This window comes from Photobacterium leiognathi, assembly GCF_030685535.1.
In the GTDB taxonomy this organism is placed as follows: domain Bacteria; phylum Pseudomonadota; class Gammaproteobacteria; order Enterobacterales; family Vibrionaceae; genus Photobacterium; species Photobacterium leiognathi.
On sequence record NZ_CP131601.1, the window covers coordinates 474333 to 495909 of the forward strand.

The 21577-nt window shown below is 42.3% G+C and carries 22 protein-coding genes, 1 other RNA gene and 1 pseudogene; 14 read left to right on the forward strand and 10 right to left on the reverse strand.

Going from position 1 to position 21577, the window contains the following annotated elements:
* The first annotated feature begins 26 nt into the window (after positions 1–26).
* The 3 genes from fbaA (at position 27) to Q7674_RS09200 (ending at position 3229) form a co-directional block, all read left to right on the forward strand.
* On the forward strand, positions 27–1103 hold the full coding sequence (gene fbaA / locus Q7674_RS09190; RefSeq protein ID WP_008987975.1) for a class II fructose-bisphosphate aldolase: 1077 nt from the start codon (positions 27–29) through the stop codon (positions 1101–1103).
* 311 nt (positions 1104–1414) lie between these two features.
* The gene (gene mscS / locus Q7674_RS09195) at positions 1415–2299 is read left to right on the forward strand and encodes a small-conductance mechanosensitive channel MscS (RefSeq protein ID WP_008987976.1); all 885 of its coding nucleotides are present in this window, start codon (positions 1415–1417) and stop codon (positions 2297–2299) included.
* A 216-nt stretch (positions 2300–2515) separates the two neighbouring features.
* Entirely contained in the window at positions 2516–3229 is a 714-nt protein-coding gene (locus Q7674_RS09200; RefSeq protein ID WP_008987977.1) for an oxidative stress defense protein, read from the forward strand.
* A 75-nt stretch (positions 3230–3304) separates the two neighbouring features.
* Here the strand turns inward: Q7674_RS09200 and serA are convergent, their stop codons facing one another.
* The 5 genes from serA to zapA form a co-directional block, all read right to left on the reverse strand.
* Positions 3305–4534, reverse strand: a complete 1230-nt coding sequence (gene serA / locus Q7674_RS09205) for a phosphoglycerate dehydrogenase (RefSeq protein WP_305423601.1) — start codon at positions 4532–4534, stop codon at positions 3305–3307.
* 287 nt (positions 4535–4821) lie between these two features.
* Positions 4822–5481: a ribose-5-phosphate isomerase RpiA gene (rpiA, locus tag Q7674_RS09210; protein WP_023933552.1), complete on the reverse strand. Its 660-nt coding sequence runs from the start codon at positions 5479–5481 to the stop codon at positions 4822–4824.
* Between the two features lie 217 nt (positions 5482–5698).
* On the reverse strand, positions 5699–6292 hold the full coding sequence (locus Q7674_RS09215) for a 5-formyltetrahydrofolate cyclo-ligase (protein ID WP_045064336.1): 594 nt from the start codon (positions 6290–6292) through the stop codon (positions 5699–5701).
* Between the two features lie 75 nt (positions 6293–6367).
* Positions 6368–6549: non-coding RNA, 6S RNA (ssrS, locus tag Q7674_RS09220), on the reverse strand.
* Positions 6550–6556: 7 nt separating this feature from the next.
* The gene (zapA, locus tag Q7674_RS09225; protein ID WP_008987981.1) at positions 6557–6859 is read right to left on the reverse strand and encodes a cell division protein ZapA; all 303 of its coding nucleotides are present in this window, start codon (positions 6857–6859) and stop codon (positions 6557–6559) included.
* Positions 6860–7248: 389 nt separating this feature from the next.
* On the opposite strand from zapA, the gene Q7674_RS09230 reads away from it, so the two are divergent.
* The 4 genes from Q7674_RS09230 (at position 7249) to gcvH (ending at position 10836) form a co-directional block, all read left to right on the forward strand.
* The gene (locus tag Q7674_RS09230; protein WP_045064337.1) at positions 7249–7827 is read left to right on the forward strand and encodes a YecA/YgfB family protein; all 579 of its coding nucleotides are present in this window, start codon (positions 7249–7251) and stop codon (positions 7825–7827) included.
* A gap of 25 nt (positions 7828–7852) precedes the next feature.
* Positions 7853–9040: a 2-octaprenyl-6-methoxyphenyl hydroxylase gene (ubiH, locus tag Q7674_RS09235; RefSeq protein WP_305423606.1), complete on the forward strand. Its 1188-nt coding sequence runs from the start codon at positions 7853–7855 to the stop codon at positions 9038–9040.
* A gap of 2 nt (positions 9041–9042) precedes the next feature.
* Positions 9043–10257 (forward strand): FAD-dependent 2-octaprenylphenol hydroxylase, encoded by a 1215-nt coding sequence (locus tag Q7674_RS09240; protein WP_045064339.1) that lies wholly within the window; start codon positions 9043–9045, stop codon positions 10255–10257.
* A 183-nt stretch (positions 10258–10440) separates the two neighbouring features.
* Positions 10441–10836, forward strand: coding sequence for a glycine cleavage system protein GcvH (gene gcvH / locus Q7674_RS09245; RefSeq protein WP_045064340.1), 396 nt, complete (start codon positions 10441–10443; stop codon positions 10834–10836).
* Positions 10837–10887: 51 nt separating this feature from the next.
* On the opposite strand, the gene Q7674_RS09250 is transcribed toward gcvH, so the two are convergent.
* Complete coding sequence (locus Q7674_RS09250; RefSeq protein WP_023933543.1) at positions 10888–11097, reverse strand: DUF1107 domain-containing protein; 210 nt, start codon at positions 11095–11097, stop codon at positions 10888–10890.
* 442 nt (positions 11098–11539) lie between these two features.
* Here Q7674_RS09250 and Q7674_RS09255 point away from each other — a divergent pair, with 442 nt between their 5' ends.
* The 3 genes from Q7674_RS09255 (at position 11540) to nqrM (ending at position 12578) form a co-directional block, all read left to right on the forward strand.
* A complete protein-coding gene (locus tag Q7674_RS09255; protein ID WP_045069258.1) occupies positions 11540–11830 on the forward strand; it encodes a DUF134 domain-containing protein in 291 nt (96 codons plus the stop codon).
* 77 nt (positions 11831–11907) lie between these two features.
* Positions 11908–12378 carry a NifB/NifX family molybdenum-iron cluster-binding protein gene (locus Q7674_RS09260; protein ID WP_045064344.1) on the forward strand — a complete coding sequence of 157 codons (471 nt, stop codon included), beginning with the start codon at positions 11908–11910 and terminating at the stop codon, positions 12376–12378.
* Positions 12375–12578: a (Na+)-NQR maturation NqrM gene (nqrM, locus tag Q7674_RS09265; RefSeq protein ID WP_008987989.1), complete on the forward strand. Its 204-nt coding sequence runs from the start codon at positions 12375–12377 to the stop codon at positions 12576–12578. The genes Q7674_RS09260 and nqrM overlap by 4 nt, the downstream gene beginning before the upstream one ends.
* Before the next feature lie 44 nt (positions 12579–12622).
* On the opposite strand, the pseudogene Q7674_RS09270 reads toward nqrM, so the two are convergent.
* Positions 12623–13580 (reverse strand): annotated as a pseudogene (locus Q7674_RS09270) (LysR family transcriptional regulator).
* A 236-nt stretch (positions 13581–13816) separates the two neighbouring features.
* Here Q7674_RS09270 and Q7674_RS09275 point away from each other — a divergent pair.
* Positions 13817–14947, forward strand: coding sequence for a patatin-like phospholipase family protein (locus Q7674_RS09275; protein WP_045064347.1), 1131 nt, complete (start codon positions 13817–13819; stop codon positions 14945–14947).
* 80 nt (positions 14948–15027) lie between these two features.
* Here the strand turns inward: Q7674_RS09275 and Q7674_RS09280 are convergent, their stop codons facing one another.
* Positions 15028–15507, reverse strand: coding sequence for an aminoacyl-tRNA deacylase (locus Q7674_RS09280; RefSeq protein ID WP_023933536.1), 480 nt, complete (start codon positions 15505–15507; stop codon positions 15028–15030).
* Positions 15497–16480, reverse strand: a complete 984-nt coding sequence (ygfZ, locus tag Q7674_RS09285; protein WP_045064349.1) for a tRNA-modifying protein YgfZ — start codon at positions 16478–16480, stop codon at positions 15497–15499. The genes Q7674_RS09280 and ygfZ overlap by 11 nt, the downstream gene beginning before the upstream one ends.
* 249 nt (positions 16481–16729) lie before the next feature.
* Here ygfZ and Q7674_RS09290 point away from each other — a divergent pair, with 249 nt between their 5' ends.
* The 3 genes from Q7674_RS09290 to Q7674_RS09300 all read left to right on the forward strand — a co-directional run bounded on the left by Q7674_RS09290 (position 16730) and on the right by Q7674_RS09300 (position 19364).
* Positions 16730–16990, forward strand: a complete 261-nt coding sequence (locus tag Q7674_RS09290) for an FAD assembly factor SdhE (RefSeq protein ID WP_008987994.1) — start codon at positions 16730–16732, stop codon at positions 16988–16990.
* A gap of 58 nt (positions 16991–17048) precedes the next feature.
* On the forward strand, positions 17049–17375 hold the full coding sequence (locus Q7674_RS09295; RefSeq protein WP_045064350.1) for a protein YgfX: 327 nt from the start codon (positions 17049–17051) through the stop codon (positions 17373–17375).
* A 159-nt stretch (positions 17376–17534) separates the two neighbouring features.
* Complete coding sequence (locus Q7674_RS09300; protein ID WP_045064351.1) at positions 17535–19364, forward strand: methyl-accepting chemotaxis protein; 1830 nt, start codon at positions 17535–17537, stop codon at positions 19362–19364.
* A gap of 78 nt (positions 19365–19442) precedes the next feature.
* Here the strand turns inward: Q7674_RS09300 and nadB are convergent, their stop codons facing one another.
* Positions 19443–21059 (reverse strand): L-aspartate oxidase, encoded by a 1617-nt coding sequence (nadB, locus tag Q7674_RS09305; protein ID WP_045064352.1) that lies wholly within the window; start codon positions 21057–21059, stop codon positions 19443–19445.
* Positions 21060–21577: the final 518 nt, after the last annotated feature.

Genomic DNA, 21577 nt, shown 5'->3' on the forward strand with positions numbered 1-21577 from the left:
ACAAAGTAAATAATAGGACTATTGTTATGTCTAAGATCTTTGATTTTGTAAAACCTGGTGTTATTTCTGGCGACGACGTACAGAAAGTTTTTGCTGTAGCTAAAGAAAACAACTTCGCTCTACCTGCAGTTAACTGTATCGGTACAGACTCTGTTAACGCAGTACTTGAAGCAGCTGCTAAAGTTAAGTCTCCAGTAATCGTTCAGTTCTCTAACGGCGGTGCTGCATTCTTCGCTGGTAAAGGTCTTAAACTAGAAGGTCAAGGTCCACAAATCCTTGGCGCTATCGCTGGTGCTAAATACGTTCACGCTGTAGCTGAGTCTTACGGTGTGCCTGTAATTCTTCACACTGACCACGCTGCTAAGAAGCTACTTCCTTGGATCGACGGTCTACTAGACGCAGGTGAAGAGTTCTTCGCTCAAACTGGTAAGCCTCTATTCTCTTCTCACATGATCGACCTTTCTGAAGAGTCACTAGAAGAGAACATCGAAATCTCAGCTAAGTACCTAGAGCGTATGGCTAAGATGAACATGACACTAGAAATCGAACTAGGTTGTACTGGTGGTGAAGAAGACGGCGTTGATAACTCTCACATGGACGCATCTGAGCTTTACACTTCTCCAGAAGACGTTGCATACGCATACGAGAAACTAAACGCTGTTAGCCCACGTTTCACTATCGCTGCATCTTTCGGTAACGTACACGGTGTTTACAAGCCAGGTAACGTTGTTCTAACTCCAACTATCCTACGTGATTCTCAAGCGTACGTTTCTGAGAAGTTTGGCCTACCAGCTAACTCTCTAAACTTCGTATTCCACGGTGGTTCAGGTTCTACTGAAGCTGAAATCCAAGAGTCAATCGGCTACGGTGTTATCAAAATGAACATCGATACTGATACTCAGTGGGCATGTTGGGATGGTATCCGTCAGTTCGAAGCTGAGAACCACGACTACCTACAAGGTCAAATCGGTAACCCAACTGGTCCTGACGCACCAAACAAGAAATACTACGATCCACGCGTATGGCTACGTGCTGGTCAAGTATCTATGGTTACTCGTCTTGAGAAAGCATTTGCTGACCTTAACGCTATCGACGTTCTTTAATAGAACCGCTTAGCAAAGCAAAAATGTGAAAAAGTCCGCCTCGGCGGGCTTTTTTTTTGTATTTTGTAATTGCTTGTACTTAAATGGTTCTTTAGTGATATTTAAGTTAATTTATGTAAATATCCTCTTTTTTTAGTAGCTATTTAATACCAAAAGCAGGAATAATTAGCATTCAGAATTCTGATACGCGTAAGACAGCCGTTTTACGTGTTTTATAGGAAGTTGATTCAATGGTGTAAGTCGTAGTGCACAGACCTACGACTTGCTCTATGAATGTATATTTTAAGTAAATCATAAGAGAGAGCACTTCAATGACTGAGAGCGTTACTGACAAGGTTGTCGACAAAATTTCAGATAACTCGTTAACTGACAGCGTACTTCACGCTGGTAACTGGTTAAGTGATAATCAAGACCTACTGATCCAATACGCAGTGAATCTTGTATCAGCACTGCTAATCTTATTTATCGGTAATATGATCGTTAAAGCTGTTGCTGGCGCAGTGGCTAAAGTATTACGTAAGAAAGATATGGATAACGCGGTTGTTGAATTTATTCACGGCCTAGTTCGTTACCTACTATTTGTTATCGTATTAATTGCTGCACTAAGCCGTATCGGTGTACAAACTGCATCTGTAGTTGCTGTGATCGGTGCCGCGGGTCTTGCTGTTGGTCTTGCTCTTCAAGGTTCTCTATCTAACTTTGCTGCTGGCGTATTGATCGTTGCTTTCCGTCCATTCAAATCTGGCGATTTCGTAGAAGTGGCGGGCGTATCTGGTGCTGTAGAATCTATCCAGATTTTCTCTACTGAACTACGTACTCCTGACAACAAAACAGTAGTAGTACCAAACTCATCTATCATTGGTAACCCAATTACAAACTACTCTCGTAATGCGACACGTCGTATTGACCTTGTTATTGGTGTTTCTTACAGCGCTGATCTTCAAAAAACAAAAGAAGTACTTAAGCGTGTTGTAAATGCTGATGAGCGTGTTCTTAAAGATCCAGAGCCAACAATTGGTGTTGTTGCGCTAGCTGATTCTTCTGTGAACTTCGTGGTACGTCCATGGGTTAACACGCCTGATTACTGGGCTGTATACTTCGATCTTAACCAAGCAATTAAAGAAGAGCTTGATAAAGAAGGTATCGAAATCCCATTCCCACAAATGGATGTTCACCTAAACAAAGTTGATGCTTAATTTTAGAGCATAACCTGTTTATGAAAATGGAGCCTCAGGGCTCCATTTTTTTATATTTAACGTAAGTGAATATGTGAAAAAATAGCAAAGGAACATTGTTCAAAATTAATTGTCTTTAGAGGGATAGTTTTTAATATTTCACTGTCAAAGAATCATAAGTGATTTGTCTTAGCGCTAAGATAAATAGATGAATATTGTTGTCAGAGAGGATTTCCAATGAAGAAGCACCTATTAGCTATTTTATTAAGTACCAGTGCATTAATCTCGACAGGCGCTGTTGCCGCTGATCTATCATTTCCTCATTTAGAAACAACAGGGCGCGGTGAAGTAGTAGTGAAGCCTGATATGGCAGTATTCTCTGTTGATGTTGTCGCAACCAAGCCAACAGCCTCAGAAGCAAAACAAGCAGCAGATCAGGCGGTGACTAAGTTTATTGAGCGTTTAACCAAAGCGGGTGTTGAGCGTAAGAATATTAACAGTGCGAACATTTCTCTATCTGCACAGTATCGTTATCCTAAAGATCAAGCGCCAGAATTTACTGGCTTTAAAGCAACCCGTAATGTGGTTGTAACGGTATATAAATTAGAGAATCTTAATACTTACCTTGATGGTGCATTAGGTGATGGTATTAATCAGATCAACAACATTACGTTGAAAGTAAAAGATCAGAAGAAATATCAAGAAGAAGCACGTCAAGCTGCGATTGCCAATGCCAAAGAAGTGGCTGCATCTTTAGCGAAAGGCTTTGGTGATAAAGTTGAAGGTGTATGGCAGATTGATTACAACACGGCTTCTCGTCCAATGCCGTATCGAATGGCTAATTATGTTGGCAGTGCGATGCAAGACTCTGCTGCGATTAACCAAAGCTACAGTGAGAACAACATTGTTATCTCTGATAGTGTGAACGTGATTTTCAAGCTAGCTAAGTAATCGCAATTGCTTTTAGTTGGTGGCATAAAAAAGGAGAGCTGATGCTCTCCTTTTTACTATTTATTCACGCTGTAATTAGTGAAGAATACGCGCACGAATGGTGCCTTCGATAGATTTCAGTTTCGCTAATGCTTCTTTCGAACGCTCTGTCTCGACATCAATCACTACATAACCAATTTCAGCACCTGTTTGTAGGAACTGAGCGGCAATGTTAATGCCTTCAGATGCAAAGATAGTGGTGATTTGGTTTAAGATCCCTGGGCGGTTTTCATGAATATGCAGTAGACGAGAACAACCACGGTGCTCAGGTAGAGATACTTCAGGGAAACCCACTGCTGATAAGGTTGAACCGTTATCTGAGTATTTCACCAGTTTACCAGCAACTTCAACACCGATATTTTCTTGGGCTTCTTGAGTTGAACCGCCGATGTGTGGTGTGAGCAATACATTGTCGAAACGCAGTAATGGTGACTCGAATGGGTCGTTATTGGTCTTTGGTTCTACAGGGAATACATCAATTGCAGCACCTGCAATGTGCTTGCTTTCAAGGGCACTACATAGCGCATCAATATCTACCACTGTGCCACGAGCTGCGTTAATGAAAATAGCACCAGGCTTCATACGAGCAAATTCTTCTGCGCCCATCATGTTTTGCGTATCTGGTGTTTCTGGTACGTGAAGTGAAATAACATCCGATTTATTTAATAGCTCACTTAACGATGCGACTTGAGTTGCATTACCCAGTGTGAGTTTATTTTCGATATCGTAGAAACAAACGCGCATACCTAGGTTTTCAGCCAAAATACCTAGCTGAGTACCAATGTGACCATAGCCAATAATACCCAGTGTTTTACCGCGAGCTTCAAACGAGTTATCTGCTGATTTAAACCATTCACCACGGTGCGCTTTGGCGTTCTTTTCTGGAATGCCACGAAGCAGTAACAGTAGTTCACCAAGAACTAATTCAGCCACACTACGCGTATTTGAAAATGGTGCGTTGAAAACGGGGATACCGCGACGCATGGCTTCTTCTAGATCAACTTGGTTGGTACCAATACAGAAACAACCTACCGCAGTCAGTTTTTTCGCAGCTGCAAATACTTCTGGTGTTAATTGAGTGCGTGAACGAATACCAATAAAGTGTGCGTCTTTCACGGCTTCAAGTAACTCTTCGCCAGCGAGTGAGCCCTTGTGGTATTCAATATTGGTGTAACCTGCTTGTTCTAGTACTTCTACTGATGAAGGGTGAAGACCTTCTAACAATAGAATTTTGATCTTATCTTTATTCAGTGAAACTTTTACCATGGTTCTCATCCTTAAAAACGCTGCTAACTGAATGTAAATGAAAGAAATGTCAGGGAGTGAGATATCTTTATTACAGTAACCGTAGCGATATGGTTAAACGTTTGCTAATAGCTGATTAATAAAGTATCAAAAAATAGCCAGTATGGGTAAGAATATTACAAAAAAGATAATAAAAAACGGCATAAGCTAGAATAAGAACCACTAAGCCATGCCGTTTTGAAAGGAAATAACATTTATAACGAGATTAATAGCGTTTTATCATCCCATTAAGTCGCTACCGACTTACATTATTTCTCGAATTTTTTCACGCCATCAGGTGCACCAACAAGCAGTACATCTGCACCACGGTGAGCAAATAGGCCAACGGTAACTACACCTGGTAGTGCGTTGATCTTATCTTCCATCTCTTTCGGGTTAGTGATTTGCATGTTGTAAACATCAAGAATGATATTACCGTTATCGGTGACGACACCTTGACGGTAAACCGGATCACCGCCTAATTTAACTAGCTCACGACCAATGTATGAACGTGCCATAGGGATCACTTCCACAGGTAGTGGGAACTGACCAAGAACATCGACTTGCTTGGTATCATCAACAATACAAACGAACGTTTTTGCAATAGCAGCGACAATCTTTTCACGAGTTAATGCTGCACCGCCACCTTTGATCATGTCGTAATCTGCGTTGATTTCATCAGCACCATCAACATAGATATCAAGAGAAGACACTTCGTTAGCATCAAAGACTTTAATGCCAAGTTGCTCAAGGCGCTCAGTAGAAGCGATAGAGCTTGAAACCGCTCCTTTGATCTCTTCTTTACGAGTCTCTAATGCATCGATGAAGTGATTAACCGTAGAGCCAGTACCCACACCAACAATGGTTCCTTTTTTGACGTACTCTAGCGCTGCCCAACCAGCTGCTTTTTTCATTTCATCTTGTGTCATGTCATTCTCCTCATTATGACTACTACGCCCATTAAGCGTTGGCGCTAATTATAACGAATTGGAAATAGTTCGTCAGTGCGAACATGAGTAAACCTAATGCAAAATAAGAAATAAAAACAGAAGGTTATTAATAACAATTAGTTATGTTGTTTGCTTTTTCTTAAACTTAAGTAAACGTTTGCTTAATTGCTCGTCTTTTGGGTTATTTCAGGTTAGATCACCAATAATGAGTTTTTGATGGGGTAATAATTTGGGGTAGTGGCACGTCCCAATGCTCACTGGGTAGTTGCTCGATCAACTGACAATCATGGGCTAAACCAAGAGGGTAAGGACCTTGCTGATGATGGTGCCATTGGCTAAGGGTACGATCGTAATAACCACCGCCCATACCTAATCGTTGACCAGTGCGATCAAAGGCGACTAATGGCGTACAAATAACATCTAGCTCTCGAACTGGTTTCACAGCGCGAACATCAAGAATGGGTTCTGATATTTGATAGCGATTTTTGCCCATTCGGGTATTGGGTGTGTAGTGAAGAAACAGTAAGTGACCTTTACTGAAAGGATGTAAAACAGGTAGGTAAACAGATTTACCCATTTGCCATAACCAATTGATGATTGGCTGAGTGCTAATTTCACCATCATTGGTTAGGTATAACGCGATATGTTGTGCTTGGAGGATTTTACTGCATTGCTGCACTTGTTGTAGCAATTGCTGGCTGGCTTGTTGCTGTTGTTCTGCGGTGAGTTGTTGCCGACGTTCACGGATGTGTTGGCGAATCGCTTGTCGTGGTGATAATGCTACAGTCATGGCTCAATCCTTGAGTATAGGGATTTAGCTTGATTGTAAGAGGATGATATTCAGAATGAAAGAGATATAAGGAGGAGGTGCCCCAAGGTGCCGTTGTAAATGGTGGCCCTTGAACCAGACGTTCAAGGTGGATCGGCAACATTAACCGTAGGCTTCTCAGTCGGGCTGAGCATGCTCAGTAGCTAATAAAAGCAGATCCTGGGTATTTGCTTATCGGCTCGGGGACGTTCATTCACTGACGCACACCCCAGGGTAAATTCATTATCAACGCTTTGGATAATTTTGCAATGCTTTATCTAGTTTTTCTTCTAGTGCATTGATCTTATTGGACAAATCTCCAGCGTTTCCGTTATGTTCTAGTCGCTCTGCATGTAACTCGTTGCAGATGTTTAGCCCTGTAAATATTAACAGTTGCTCTACATTGGATACTTTAGTGCGCTCTGACATATCTTTCAAGCGTTGGTCGAAATCAGCTGCGGCAGCACGAAGCGCATCTTCTTGACCAGTTGGGCAGTTAACTTTTAAATGTCTGCCAAACACTTGAATTTCTACAGCCTGAGTACTCATAAATCTTCGGTTTGCTCCATGCCTTAATGGGTATTCATTCCGCCTTTGCTTATCGCCAAATCATAGGAAAACAGGTTACAACATGCAAGCGGCTATACTTCACTTTGTGTTCAATAGGCTCTAAGTAAACAGATATTAATCACACCAAATTGGTTGTTGGTTAACTATTGAACGTTATGCTCGGTGTTATCATTTGCCGAACAGAGCTTAAGTGTTAGCATAACACAGGCGGTTACTGACCCATTGTTATTTCTGCTTAAGAATTTGAGTAAAAATGTAATTATTGATGTTCACTTGATTTTTCATATCTATAGCAGTGGAAATCACAATGTGAAAGTAACAATAGCATCCATGTTTATTGTTTGAATGAATATATAGGTAAATAAACCATGAGTGAAATAACCCTACCAACTTACCAAGCGGTGGAATCAGCATTAAAAGAACAGGGACTGGCAAGTGCACCTGCTGAATTACATGGTTTATTAAGTGGCATGATTTGCGGTGGTTTATCGGTTGATGATGATAGCTGGGTAGGTCCTGTTTGTGACTATGCCAATGAAGGCGAGCCATTAACGGATGGCGCAAAAGTCATGGTTCGTACTCTATTTTCAACGACTGCTAATGAACTATTTAGCGGTGGTTTTGAGTTTTCACTATTAATGCCTGATGACGATGAGCCGCTAACGGTACGTGCAGATGCATTAACTGAGTGGGTAAACAGTTTTATTTCAGGTCTTGGCTTAATGGATCTGCAAAAGAACCAATTATCAGAAGCGGTAACAGAAGCACTGGCGGATCTTCAAGATATTGCGCAATTAGGTATTGATGAAGATGACGATATGGAAGAGCAAGCAGCACTTTTTGAACAAGTAGTAGAACACGTTCGTATGTGTGTATTGAGCTGCCACTCGGAATTAGGTCAGCGTCCTGCTGTTGAAGAGCCAGAAGAGAAGCTAACGCTACACTAAGCGTTGTTGAGTGAAGGGATCAAAAGTGAAGCACTATGATGTTGTTATTGCTAGTGGTGCAATGGCAGGAGCGAGCCTTGCTATTGCGTTAGATGTGTTAAGCGGTCAGGCATTGCGTATTGCGGTCGTAGAAGCGGTGATGCCTGAATTTGGCACCCATCCTGGTTACGATTCGAGAAGTATTGCTCTGTCTTATGGTACAACGCGTTTGCTTGATAACATTGGTATGTGGTCAGCATTGAAACAAGTATCGACGTCGATTGAAGATATTCATGTTTCTGATCGTGGACACGCTGGCATGGTGCGTATTTCAGCACAAGAGCAAGCTGTCGATGCTTTAGGCTATGTGATTGAGCTGGCTGATGCGGGAGAGATCTTCCATAAAAAGATCCAGCAAATCGATAATATAGAGATGTATTGTCCTGCTAGTGTTCAGCAAGTTGAGCGTAGCCAAGAAAAAGCAACGATCACGCTTGATAATGGTGAATCACTTTCTACCTCGTTATTGGTCGCCGCTGATGGTGCTATTTCTCACTGCTGTCAATTGGTCAATATTGGTCGCTCTGAATATGATTTTGAGCAAACGGCCATCATTGCCAATATCACGACTGCTGAGCCTCATCAAAACCAAGCTTTTGAGCGTTTCACAGAGCATGGTCCTGTGGCTTTATTACCTATGTCACAAGGGCGTAGTTCACTGGTTTGGTGTGTACCGCCAGAGCAACAACAAGCGATCATGGCGCTGTCTGATAACGAGTTTCTTGCGAAATTACAGCAAGCGTTTGGTTGGCGTTTAGGTGAGTTAACACAAGCTGGTCAACGAGCGTGTTATCCGTTGTTATTACGCCAGTCAAATGCATTAGTGTCACATCGTGTGGCAGTAGTTGGTAATGCAGCCCAAACGTTACATCCGATTGCAGGACAAGGTTTTAACCTAGGTATTCGTGATGTGATGACGTTAGCGGAAGAAATTGTTGCAGGCGCTTTGCAAGGTAAAGATATTGGTTTGCCTGAAGTATTGGGTCGCTATCGTGAACGTCGCACCCCTGATCGTCAAAATACGATCATGATGACAGCAGGGTTAGTAAGTATCTTTGCGAATGATAATTTCTTGTTTACTGCAGGGCGCAATGTCGGTTTAACAGCCATGAGTCTTTCAAAAACATTAAAAGCACCGCTATTGCGTCGTGCTATGGGACAGGTAGAACGATAGTTATGATGCAAAGTGTTGATATCGCCATTATTGGCGGTGGCATGGTGGGGTTAACGTTAGCTGCAGCATTAGCTGATACAGAATTACGTATTGCTGTGATTGAAGGTCATTTACCTGATCCTGAATTACAACCACTGCCTGATGTACGTGTATCTGCGTTAAGCCGTGCTAGTGAACGTATTTTCCGTCGCCTTGGGGTATGGGAAGGCATTGCTAGTCGTCGTATTAGCCCATATTCAAAAATGACGGTGTGGGAGCAAGACAGCTTTGCCAAAATCGACTTTGATGCTGAACGTTTATCACAACCGGATCTCGGCCATATTGTTGAAAACCGTGTTATTCAATTAGCCCTATTAGATCGTGTTAAGCAACAAAGTAATGTCAAGCTATTAGCACCTGAGCGTTGTGAAAATATTGCCTTTGGTGAGTCAGAAGCATGGCTAACATTAGCGTCAGGTAAGCACCTTACGGCGAAGTTAGTGGTAGGTGCTGATGGTGCTAATTCATGGGTACGTCAGCAATTAGATATTCCATTAACTCATTGGGATTATGGTCATAGTGCGATTGTTGCCAATATACGTTGCCAAGAATCTCATGAGCAAACCGCACGTCAAATTTTCCGCCCACAAGGCCCGTTAGCTTTCTTGCCATTATCTGAGCCTAATTTGTGCTCGATTGTGTGGTCAGTACCGCCAGAAGATGCTGAGCAATTATGCGCAATGTCTAATGAAGCGTTTGATCAACATTTAACAACCGCATTTGATAACCAGTTGGGTTTATGCCGTGTTGAAGGCGATCGCCAAGCTTTCCCACTAAAGATGCGTTATGCTCGTGACTTTGTTCGTGAACGTGTCGCTTTAGTGGGCGATGCTGCCCATACTATTCACCCCTTAGCTGGACAGGGTGTTAACCTTGGCTTGCTAGATGCTGCGGCGTTAGCACAAGAGCTAAAATCGTTATGGCTGGCGGATAAAGACATTGGTAAGCAAGCAAACTTACGTCAATACGAGCGTTGGCGTAAAACAGAAGCAGCAAAAATGATCACTGCGATGCAAGGCTTTAAAGAGTTGTTCTCAGGCTCTAATCCAGCGAAAAAATTGCTGCGTGATATCGGCATGCTGGTGGCAGATAAAACGCCAGGGGTAAAAGATGAATTTATGCGTAAAGCATTAGGGTTAAGTGGCGAATTGCCAGAGTTGGCTCGACATTCATCGTAAGCAGCTCATTACTTATTGTTAAAAAGTCATCTTCGGATGACTTTTTTGTTTTTCACGACTAACAAAATGGATTTTTTCACCTACAGTAAATATCAGAAGTAAAAAGACACCGTAGCAATAGTTTGTATTGAATTAACAGATAGTGAAAGTCATTGTGATGGCTGTTTTGATAAGGATATGAAAATGAGTTACGTCCCCTCTGAATTACAATATACCCATAGCCACGAATGGATTCGCTCGGAAGGTAACGGCGTGTATACCGTGGGTATTAGCGATCATGCTCAATCGTTATTAGGCGATATGGTCTATGTTGATCTTCCTGAACTTGATTCAGCAACCGATGTTGGGGAAGAGTGTGCAGTGGCGGAATCTGTCAAAGCCACCTCAGATATTTATGCACCGTTATCTGGGGTAGTGATTGCAGTTAATGAGGAATTGGAATCATCACCAGAGTTGGTAAATAGTGATCCCTATGGTGACGGTTGGTTATTTCAGCTCAGGGTTAATGATGATAATGAGCTTAACGATTTATTAATGGCTGATGATTATCTGACAATTATTGTGGAAGATGATGAATAAAGCGATCAAAAAAGCCCATCGAATAATGGGCTTTAACGGTACCAAGGGCGATTAAGCTTCGTAGGACTCGCGTAAACGCTTCACCTCTAAATTCACCTCATTCACAGTATCGTAATGACGCTTCTGAGCTTTGACAGGAACCAGCAGTAAACCATTTTCAAAATGGTATCCACCGCGTCCGTCAATGTAGAGGCGACCGCTAAATAAGCGACTGATATGCTTGGCGATTAATTTTGGTAAGTAGCGTTTGAACATCCGCATAATACTGCTAACTCCAACCTTCCTGGTTATTGACGGCGGCAAGTATAACAGTTTGTGTATGACACTTCTGTGACATAATTAGCAGCTTCTGTTTCTTAAATGTAACTATCTAATTTATTAATTAACAAAGAACTTAAAAGTTAGATGATTATTCTAATTTTAGTATTTTTTCTCTTTTCGCATAAAATAAATGACCATGTTGTTTAGGTGGTTTTTGTTCGTTTTTAACCGATGTTAGCGGCTTGTTTCTTTCTTATATCTGCATGTTCTTGAATTAATGTTTTTTAGCTAATGGAGCTGATTAGCTTTCTATTTTGATGATTTATAAATTTCACGTTAATCCGTTTTTGATCACTAAATCACGATTATCAGAATCTAGATCAAAGCGTTGTTTTTGGCATATGCCAATAATAAGCGCAGATGAAAGAGAGAAAGGTGAATCATGGCGAGGCCAAAGATTGAACGCCAGATCGGATGTCGACCTGCGTACAGTTGCTTTAAACCTAATGGAGTACCGATGAAACAACTGCCTTCATTGGTATTAGAAAGTGATGAGTTAGAAGCATTACGCCTAGTTGATATGCTTGGTATGCAGCAAATAGAAGCGGCAAAACAGCTTGGGGTTTCTCGTCAAACCTTAGGCAATATAGTGGCATCTGGACGTAATAAAGTGGCACAAGCTTTAGTTCAAGGGTGGGCACTAGAGCTCGATGGCTACCATCATAGATCGTAAATTTTCCATTTTATCTCCGTTATATATCGGGTAATCATTTAATGGTGATTGCTTGTTTCAGTTAGTGAGGAATAGTTATGCCAATGGCAATTGCATTAACGCCACGTGATCAAGTTGCAGGACACTTTGGTAAAGCGGCGGCTTTCGCTGTTTATGATCAGCACGGTCAGTTTGTGATCAAAATTGAGAATGCGGGCAGTCGTGAGCTCGGATGTAAACATAAGAAAGTGATCCAACGTCAGCTGGCTGAATACGGTGTATCTGAAATTGTATTAGGTAACATTGGTCAACGTTCACTGGCTCGATTATTAAATGCGGGCTTTAAGGTTAGCCGTGTTGCACCTCGGACAGCATTGAATGATGTTCTTACAGGCTCGGTAGATAAAGAAGCGTTAACGTCTGCGGAGCAAGGTCGTGATTGTAAGCGTGAAAAAGGCGCGTGTGGCTGCGGGTGTGGCAGTAAGAAAAAAGCACCTGTTGCTAAAGTAGGTATGTCATCACTCGCCCCAATGAGTGGCTTAGCGAAAATTGGGGGCTTTAAACTATGACCACATTTTTATTAACACTAGGGATCTTCTTTATTGTGATCCTAGCAATGGCGATCGGTTGGTTTTTAAAACAACGTACTATCAGTGGTAGCTGTGGTGGTTTAGCCAATGTCGGCGTAGATAAAGAGTGTAATTGCGACGAGCCGTGTGATGAACACAAGCTATACCAAATTCAAGAGCCAAGCGCCGGACATAAATAATCCAATAAGCAGAGTGTTGTCATACTCTGCTTTTTTATTACCACTCACTTTTGTTTTAGCTTCTTAGCTTGCCCTATCACCGTCTTTGCCACTAGTTGGCGTAACCATTCATTACGTGGGTGAGTTGCATTGCGGTGCAGCCATAGCAAGCGAATATCAAAATCAGCAATATCGACCAGGTGCTGGGCATTGAGTTAAATCATCGTGAAACAAATCTAATTGCGCCATTAGCCGAGATACCACACAGAGTAAATCTCTGCCTTTTAACAAGTGACGGATGGTGAGAAAGTTACGTGATCCTACCGCCACTTGGCGCTCCAGCGCATGATGTTTGAGTTGGTTATCTACCTGAGTGATCAACTGTCCATCCGGTGAGACTAAAGCATGCGGGTGCTGGCTATATTGCGCTAATGTGATTGGTGCTTGAAGCCCTGTGGCTTTGCTATCAAATAAGCAAACATGATCTTCGGTATACAGATATTGGCTGCTGATCTCTTTTCCCATATTGGTCATAGAGCCAATCACGACATCTAATTGTTGCTCATTAAAGACGGCTTGATAGTTATGGCGATCGACATTAAAAAAGCTGAGATGACTGTTAGGTGCAAGGCCATGAATAGCATCGAAAATGGTAGGTGCAAACAGTAATTCTGCATAATCCGTTAAGCCGATCTTAAAGGTGCCATTAAAGCATTCAGGTTCAAAACTACTTGGCTGTAATAGCTCGTTGGTAACAAGGTTTAGGATATTCTCGACGGTAACAGAGAGCTCTAATGCCTTTTGAGTCGGGATCATATGATGCCCCTGGCGCTCAAATAAAGGATCGTTTAGCAATTGGCGTAAGCGAGATAAATTATGGCTCATTGCCGATTGACCAATAGCAAGCTTATTGGCAGCTTTTGTTACACTTTGGGTTTCCATTAAGGCAGAAAAGGCAATCAGCAGGTTGAGATCCACGCCGCGCCAGTTGATGTCTTTCTTATGTGAAGATGATGAAGCCATAATGAGGAATACCTAAAATAAAAACGCTGCCCATGGTATGAGAGAAAGCCTTAAAGCAGTGCATCTGTAGCACAAGGAGTGTTGGTTACAACGACTAAATATGAAATCAATTGCAATTGATAAAAAACAGCTTGTGAATCCGCTTTGTTTTATATCGATAATCTGTTTTTTTATCAAGCTGGTGCTACTTTAATCTGTAGAGTGATACACCGACTCAATCAGAAAAAGGGACCATGATGGCTAGAACACGTACGAAGAAAAAACCAAAGGTTTGTCTTGTACTGCAAGGTGGCGGCGCACTCGGTGCATACCATATTGGGGCATATCAAGCATTAGAAGAAGCTGGATATGTACCAGATTGGTTTGCAGGTATTTCTATTGGTGCATTGAACAGCGCCATTCTTGCGGGAAATAAACAAGAAGATCGCTTAGAGAAGCTAACCGAATTTTGGCAACGCATTTCAAGACCAGAAACGGATGTCGATCTACCGTTAGAAATGGCACCGATGTTCAATATGTTTAGTGCATCACAAGCACTAATGATCGGACAGCCTGACTTTTTCACTCCTCGATTGATTAACCCTTGGTTAGCACTGCCTGGTGAAGCCGCGACCAGTTTCTATGACACAAGTCCACTCTTTACAACCCTTAATGAATTGGCTGATTTTTCACTGATCAATCAGCAAAAAGCCCGTCTAACAGTGGGTGCGACGTGTGTTACAGATGGTAATTTAGTGTTCTTTGATAGCCAACGCCAACCACTACAGGCTGCACATGCTGTGGCAAGTGGCTCATTACCTCCGGGTTTTCCCGCGACGAAAATTGGGGAAGATTATTATTGGGATGGCGGTTGTGTCTCGAACTCGCCAATAAATGGCATTTTAGATTTGGCTGAAGAAGATGAAGATTTATTGATCTTCATGGTGGATCTTTGGAATGCCAAAGGTAAGTTACCACAAACCATGAGTGAAGTGTTGTGGCGCGAAAAAGAGATCCAATATGCAAGTCGCTCATGCGAGCATATGGAAGCATTAGTAGCGAAACGTAATCTTGATCATATTATGGGTAAGTCACCAGAAGTGGTCGATAGTGAACAAGTACCGGATGTGACTTCGCTAAAAGTGGGTAAGAAGATCGATATCGTGCATATTACCTTTAATCCGTTGAAAGGGCATATCCCATTGAGTGATGCAGAGTTTTCTCGTCGTTCAATTCGCCTTCGTCGAGAAGCTGGGTATGAAGATATGGTACAGGCGCTCCAAGAGTCACCTTGGACACAACGCAGTGCTCAATTGCCAGCACACTTTCATCGTCGTCACAGTCACGGCAGTTGGATTGAAGAGCAAAAAATCGAGAAAGCAAGTTAAGCTGATAGCTTGCAAATAGATAAACAAAAGCCCCTGTCGATAGGGGCTTTATGATTGAAAGAGAATATGAGCTCAATGGCTCAGTCTCGGCTGATATCACCAAACATAGGATCACATAAGATCACTAAATCATCGGTAGCTAACTCTAGCCCAGCCATACGATCACCGCTGCTAATATTGACCTTAGTATGTTGCTCAATTTGATGATCGAAAATAACAGGCAATGGGCGTTTTAACCCTAATGGCGCCACGGTGCCGATCACTAATCCAGTGATCTTTTCAACATCAGAAGCATCGGCACAGGTCATACGGCGACAGCCAAATAATTCACGTACTTTTTTCGGATCAACTGCATTGGGCCCTGGAACACAAGCCAATACATGAAAGCCAGCCATGTCTTTAAGCAAAATAGACTTCACCATTTGCTTGGGATCAACCCCACGCTCTTGTGCTGCTTCTTCAATGGTTTTTGCCGGTTTGCTATGAGGAAGAAGGCGGTAATCAACCCCTTCCGTATCCAAAAAGCGGGTAACCGCAGTATCGATAGAATTATGCGTCATCATCTAAAGTATAAGGCAGTGATTGTTTTTCCCAAATCGCTTCTGGTTGTGCTTCAAAGCGAAATTGAGTGTCTTCGTCGAGATCATTTGGTAAGACAACTAGCGCCATTGCTTGATTGTCAGTAAATTGGAAGCCTGTGATCACGCTACCGCCTTTACGCCAGTTTTCACCGACGCTACGTTCCAGCGCATCACCAGCTTGCGGGCATTGTGCCGCTTCACCTGTCACGATGTACATTGCACGTTTATTAATGCCACGGTATTTAGCACGTGCGACAGTCTCTTGGCCTGTGTAACAACCTTTTTTGAAGCTAATACCATTGACGGCTTGTAGGTTCATTGCTTGAGGGATGAATTCAAGCTCTGTTGCGCTATCAACACGCGGTAGGGCTGCGTTAATATCGTAGAGATCCCAAAGCGTTGAATCAGAAAGTGTCGCTTCAGCAGCAAAGTGCTGTGCAATGGTTTCTGCGTGCTCTGGCGATGAGATAATAAACCAACGTTGAGCATCTACTTTTACCGCTGTAGCGATGTCATTGTGGCGTACATCGTCACCTTCGGTGAAGTATGCATCAATGGCAGCTTGCGCCTGTTCACCACTTAAACCTAACACGATGTTATCAGATGGCGTGATGTCTGTTTTCGAGAAGACCGCGTACTTTTTCAACTCAGGAATTTGGGTTGCCATTACGCTTTGACGTTGCAGGTAGCCATAGCCATTTTCGATGTGAAAAAGGCGCATAACTGTGCGCATTTTACCTTTAGCATCACAATGGGCTGCCAGTGTTGACTTGCCTGCTTCTAGTGATACAACGTCGCAGGTTAACTGACCTTGTAAATACGCTTTACTGTCAGGGCCAATTAAAGTGACCATACCCCAGTCATCAAGCTTACTTAATGCTAAGGCTGGAAGAGGATCTTGCGATGATAGCGCAAGAGGCGCAAAAGTGAGGTTAGTTGACCAAGTACTCATATCTCTGTCCACAGAATGTTGTCATTATTACGACATGGTATACCAAGTGAATAAAATAATTAACCATCGCACGATTGTGGTGATGTGGGCTACTCTCGATAAAGTAATATTTACTGATCATATGTCTCATCTTTGACGATTGCTTGTTTAAGCTCATGGTCGGTGGGGTATGGCACTGCTACTATAAATAACTGTTTATCTTTGTTTTAAAACTACAGCAGCCTGTAGTTATGGTTATTGAGGTTAAGTATGTTAAGCGCAGAAGATAAAGCACGAGTTAAATGGGCATGTCGTCGTGGAATGCTAGAGCTTGATGTGATTATTATGCCGTTTTTTGAAGAGCGCTTTGATGGTTTATCAGAGCAGCAGCAGCAAGACTTTATTAATCTGCTAACGTGTGACGATCCTGATCTGTTTACGTGGATGATGCAGCATGGTCGCAGTGATAATGAAGCGTATGCAAATATGGTGGATATGATTGTTGCTCACAACAACAGTAAACTACGCTGATTTTTATTTAACACCCTCCAAATTACATATAGCTACACTCTTTTTAGGTTATCTGAGTGTGGCTACTTTCCTTTTTATTATTACGCCTTTTTTCTGGCTTCCTATCGCCTTATTACTGTGTGAATTTCTGTTCGATGAATTGTTACAAAGCGCCGCTTATGCTTATCAATTGCAAGGTTCTGTTAGGATCTCCTCACAAGGTGATGTGTATTATCGTCATCAACACGGCAAGCTTGTTTATCTACGTCCATTAACGCGCTGGTTGATCGTTTTACGGGTACAGGGCTTAGATCACCAATGGTTGTTAGTGTGGCGAGACAGTTGCACCGATGCTAGTTATCGAACGTTAAAAATGTTTACTTATTTACACTTTTCACCACGTTAGCTTTTTTCATGAGTTAATCGCCTCAAAAGTCGATTGTGAGCTGAATTCCGATTTTTTATTCTGCATTGAATTTTTTTTTATTTTTTCATTCCATTTGCCGATACAAATAACTATTGATGAAAATAATAATAATTCTTATGCGAGAACAAGGAATACAGGATGAAAATAAAACATAAGCTAATGGGACTTAGTACAATTTCTGTGATCGCGTTGGTTTCAGTACTGTCGATGAGCAAACTAGCCAATAACCATATGGAGATGATGAGCCATGCGGTACAAGACATCGGTCAGCTTGAAGTCACGTTATTAAATTTAAGGCGTAATGAAAAAGATTTCTTAATGCGTCAAGATTTAAAATATCGTGAAAAATTTCAGCAAAATATCGCACTATTTGATGAGCAGCTAGCACATTTAAATCAAGAGCTTTCAGAACTAGATATGGCATTGCCTGAGCTAGAGCAATTGCCTGTAGCAATGAAGAATTATCAGCAAGAGATGATGGCGTTAATCAATGCTTATGAGGCACTTGGATTAGATATTTCACAAGGGCAATATCATACATTCCTGACGGCTTCAGAGCAGATGACGCAGTTAGTGATTGAAAAAAACGTTAATGCCGCAGCATCGTCTCACCTTATTCAGACAGCCAAATTGTTTGTGCTCACAGGCGATCCTGAATATGCCTCTTTGTATCAACAATCTTTGACGAAAATGGATCCGCAGCTTGCAGCGGATTATGGCACTGAGTTTACAGCGTTTAAACAAGCCACTGATGCAGTATTAACGCAACGAACCATTATTGGTTTGCGTTATAATGAAGGGTTGCAAGGTCAGATCCGTACTCAGTCTCGTCAAGTTGAGCAAGAATTCATTACGATGAGTGAGCAACTTAAACAAAAGATCAGCGAAGAAAAGCAGCAAGTTGTGACTGTAACCAGCGTAGTTGTTATTGCCATTATTGCGCTGTTACTAGGACTGTCTTGGTATATCAGTGCCTCTATTCAGCGTCGTTTAAATGGTTTGAGTTCACTGATGGCTAATATTGCTAAAAGTCATGATTTAAGTTTAAAAGCCGATCAAACGGGTAATGATGAATTTGCTCATATGGCAGAGAACTTTAATTATTTATTAGCCCATCTACGTCAGCTAATTTGCAATGTTAAAGTAGCGGTTGAGCAATTAAGTGATGCGTCAGGCTCACTACAGCAGCGTAGTGTTGAGACTGAAAATGCGATGCAGCAGCAACAGGAAGAAACCAATTCAGTGGCAACGGCAGTGACTGAAATGGGAATGACTATCCGTGAAATTGCGATGAATACAGAAACCGCAGCGTCTAATGCAGAGAGTAGTCATCATATTGCCCAGCAAGGGATCGATGAAGTGAGTGCAACCAAAGAGCGTATTCGTACTCTCGCATCGGGGTTAGAGCACACCAGTAATGAGGTTGCTAACTTATCGAGCTTGTCGGAGAACATTGGCTCGGTGCTAGATGTGATCATAGCAATTGCTGAACAAACAAATTTACTGGCTTTAAATGCGGCGATTGAGGCGGCACGAGCAGGGGAGCAAGGGCGAGGCTTTGCGGTGGTTGCCGATGAAGTGCGCTCTCTTGCATTGCGTACCCGACAATCGACAGAAGAGATCACAACCATTATTAGCTCACTGCAACAGCAAACCGATCAAGTGGTGAACCACATCAGTGATTGTCGTGAGCAAGGTGAAGCGAGTGTCGAGCAGGTCAATAGTGCAGAATTGAAAATCACTGCAATCATGGAAGAAATGCAGCAAATCATGGACATGAGTACTCAAATCGCCACTGCGGTGGAGCAGCAAAGTTTAGTCTCAGATGAGATCACTGTTAATGTCACTTCTATTCGAGATATTACCGCTAGCAATTCAGACGTAGCTGGGCAAAATGCACTGGCTGCGAATGTGGTTGCTGAGCAAGCTGAAGAGTTAGATAAAGCAATAACAGGTTATCGCGTTTAGTGATACTCATCGACTTACTTCTTGAAATAAAAATCCCGACAGCGTGTCGGGATTTTTTATGATCGGGATTGCGAGGTATTAATGATTGTCAGGCGTTAATACTGTTGGCTTCGCATTATTGTCGAGCTCAGGGTAATCCAAGGTGTAATGTAAACCTCGGCTTTCTTTACGCTCAATGGCACAACGGATGATTAACTCGGCAACTAATACAAGGTTTCGTAATTCTAATAAGTTATTGGATACGCGGAAGTTACTGTAATACTCGTTGATTTCATTTTTGAGTAATTCGATACGGTTCATAGCTCGCTCTAAACGTTTCGTTGAGCGCACAATACCGACGTAATCCCACATAAAGAGGCGCAATTCGTGCCAGTTATGCTGGATCACCACCTCTTCATCAGAGTTGCTAACCTTGCTTTCATCCCACGTAGGTAAGGCTGGTGGAATGGCAACACTGTTGATCTTACTTTGAATATCTTTCGCTGCAGACCATGCATAAACCACACACTCTAATAGTGAGTTAGAGGCCATGCGGTTAGCGCCATGTAAGCCTGTATAACTGACTTCACCTATGGCGTATAAACCATCGATATCGGTTTTACCGTTTTTATCGACCATCACACCACCACAGGTATAGTGGGCGGCAGGTACAATAGGGATCGGCTCTTTAGTGATATCAATACCATAGCTTTGCAGTTTTTCATCAATCATTGGAAAATGTTTTTTGACAAAATCTGCTGGTTGATGGCTGATATCAAGGTACATGCAATCAGCACCTAAACGTTTCATTTCATAGTCTATGGCACGAGCAACAATATCACGTGGTGCAAGTTCGGCACGCTCATCAAAGTCTGGCATAAAACGTGTGCCATCAGGGCGACGTAAGTAAGCGCCTTCACCGCGAAGTGCTTCAGTTAATAAGAAGGTTTGGGCTTCAGGGTGGAACAAGCAGGTGGGATGAAATTGGTTAAATTCAAGATTAGCCACACGACAACCAGCACGCCACGCCATGGCAATACCATCACCGGAGGAGACATCAGGGTTAGATGTGTATTGGTAGACTTTGGATGCGCCGCCCGTGGCGAGAATAACGAATTTCGCGGATAGGGTTTCTACTATCTCTTTGTCACGGTTCCAAACATAAGCGCCTAAAACACGATTTGAATCCGCATCAGGATTAAGCTTTTTCTCGGTGATCAGGTCAAGGGCGTTGTGACGCTCTAAAATCGTAATGTTTGGGTGGTTACGTGCTTGCTCTTGTAGCGAGGTCTGCATTGCCATACCCGTTGCATCAGCGGCATGCAAAATTCGACGATGACTATGGCCGCCTTCACGGGTTAAGTGAAAACGTGGATTTTCATCGTTATCGGATTCTTCGCGATCAAAAGGCACACCACCATCAATGAGCCATTGAACACATTCCTTGGCGTTTTCTGCAATAAAACGCACCACATCTTGTTCACATAAGTGTGCGCCAGCAATCAGCGTATCTTCGACATGAGAGTCAATGCTATCGGCTTCATCAAAGACAGCTGCGATACCGCCTTGTGCGTAATAGGTAGCCCCTTCACAAAGTGGACCTTTACATAATACGGTGACATTGGCGGAAGAGGAAAGATGGAGTGCTAATGATAGTCCAGCAGCGCCGCTGCCAATAACCAGTACATCGCAATTATGTTGATGAGTCTGATCCATATATGATCTCATATCCTTTTGTTATCTGCCTGTATCCTATCAAAAAAATGTCGTATTCGCACATTTATTGTATGACAAATAATCGAGTGGTTTGTTAATTGGGTTAATATACCTTATGCACTTTCTTTCCATCTATGACTCTTATCACTGAGTATGGCTAACGTAGAGAGTGAGGGTAAAAAAGTTATATCAAGCAATAATCCCTAAACTTGTCATTAATTTTGCTTTTTTCGTAGCGAAAAGCCCGTTAGTATCATGAATTAGGGTAAGATGCATCTAATGTGGTGTTTTGTACATCAGTCACAGTGATAGAAAAAAGTTAATAATAAGCTGAATTTATTTTGTGGGCGTAGGAACTTTGCCATTATCCTCCGGTCATAAATAGTGCTCATGCTCATAAATATTTCATAACTCAATGATTTATTTAAGGTGACACTTGGCTTATTAGGGCTACCACACCGAATAAATCATGATATAGCATTTTTAGTAGAGCACTTTACACAAGTATTGGTGGCTCT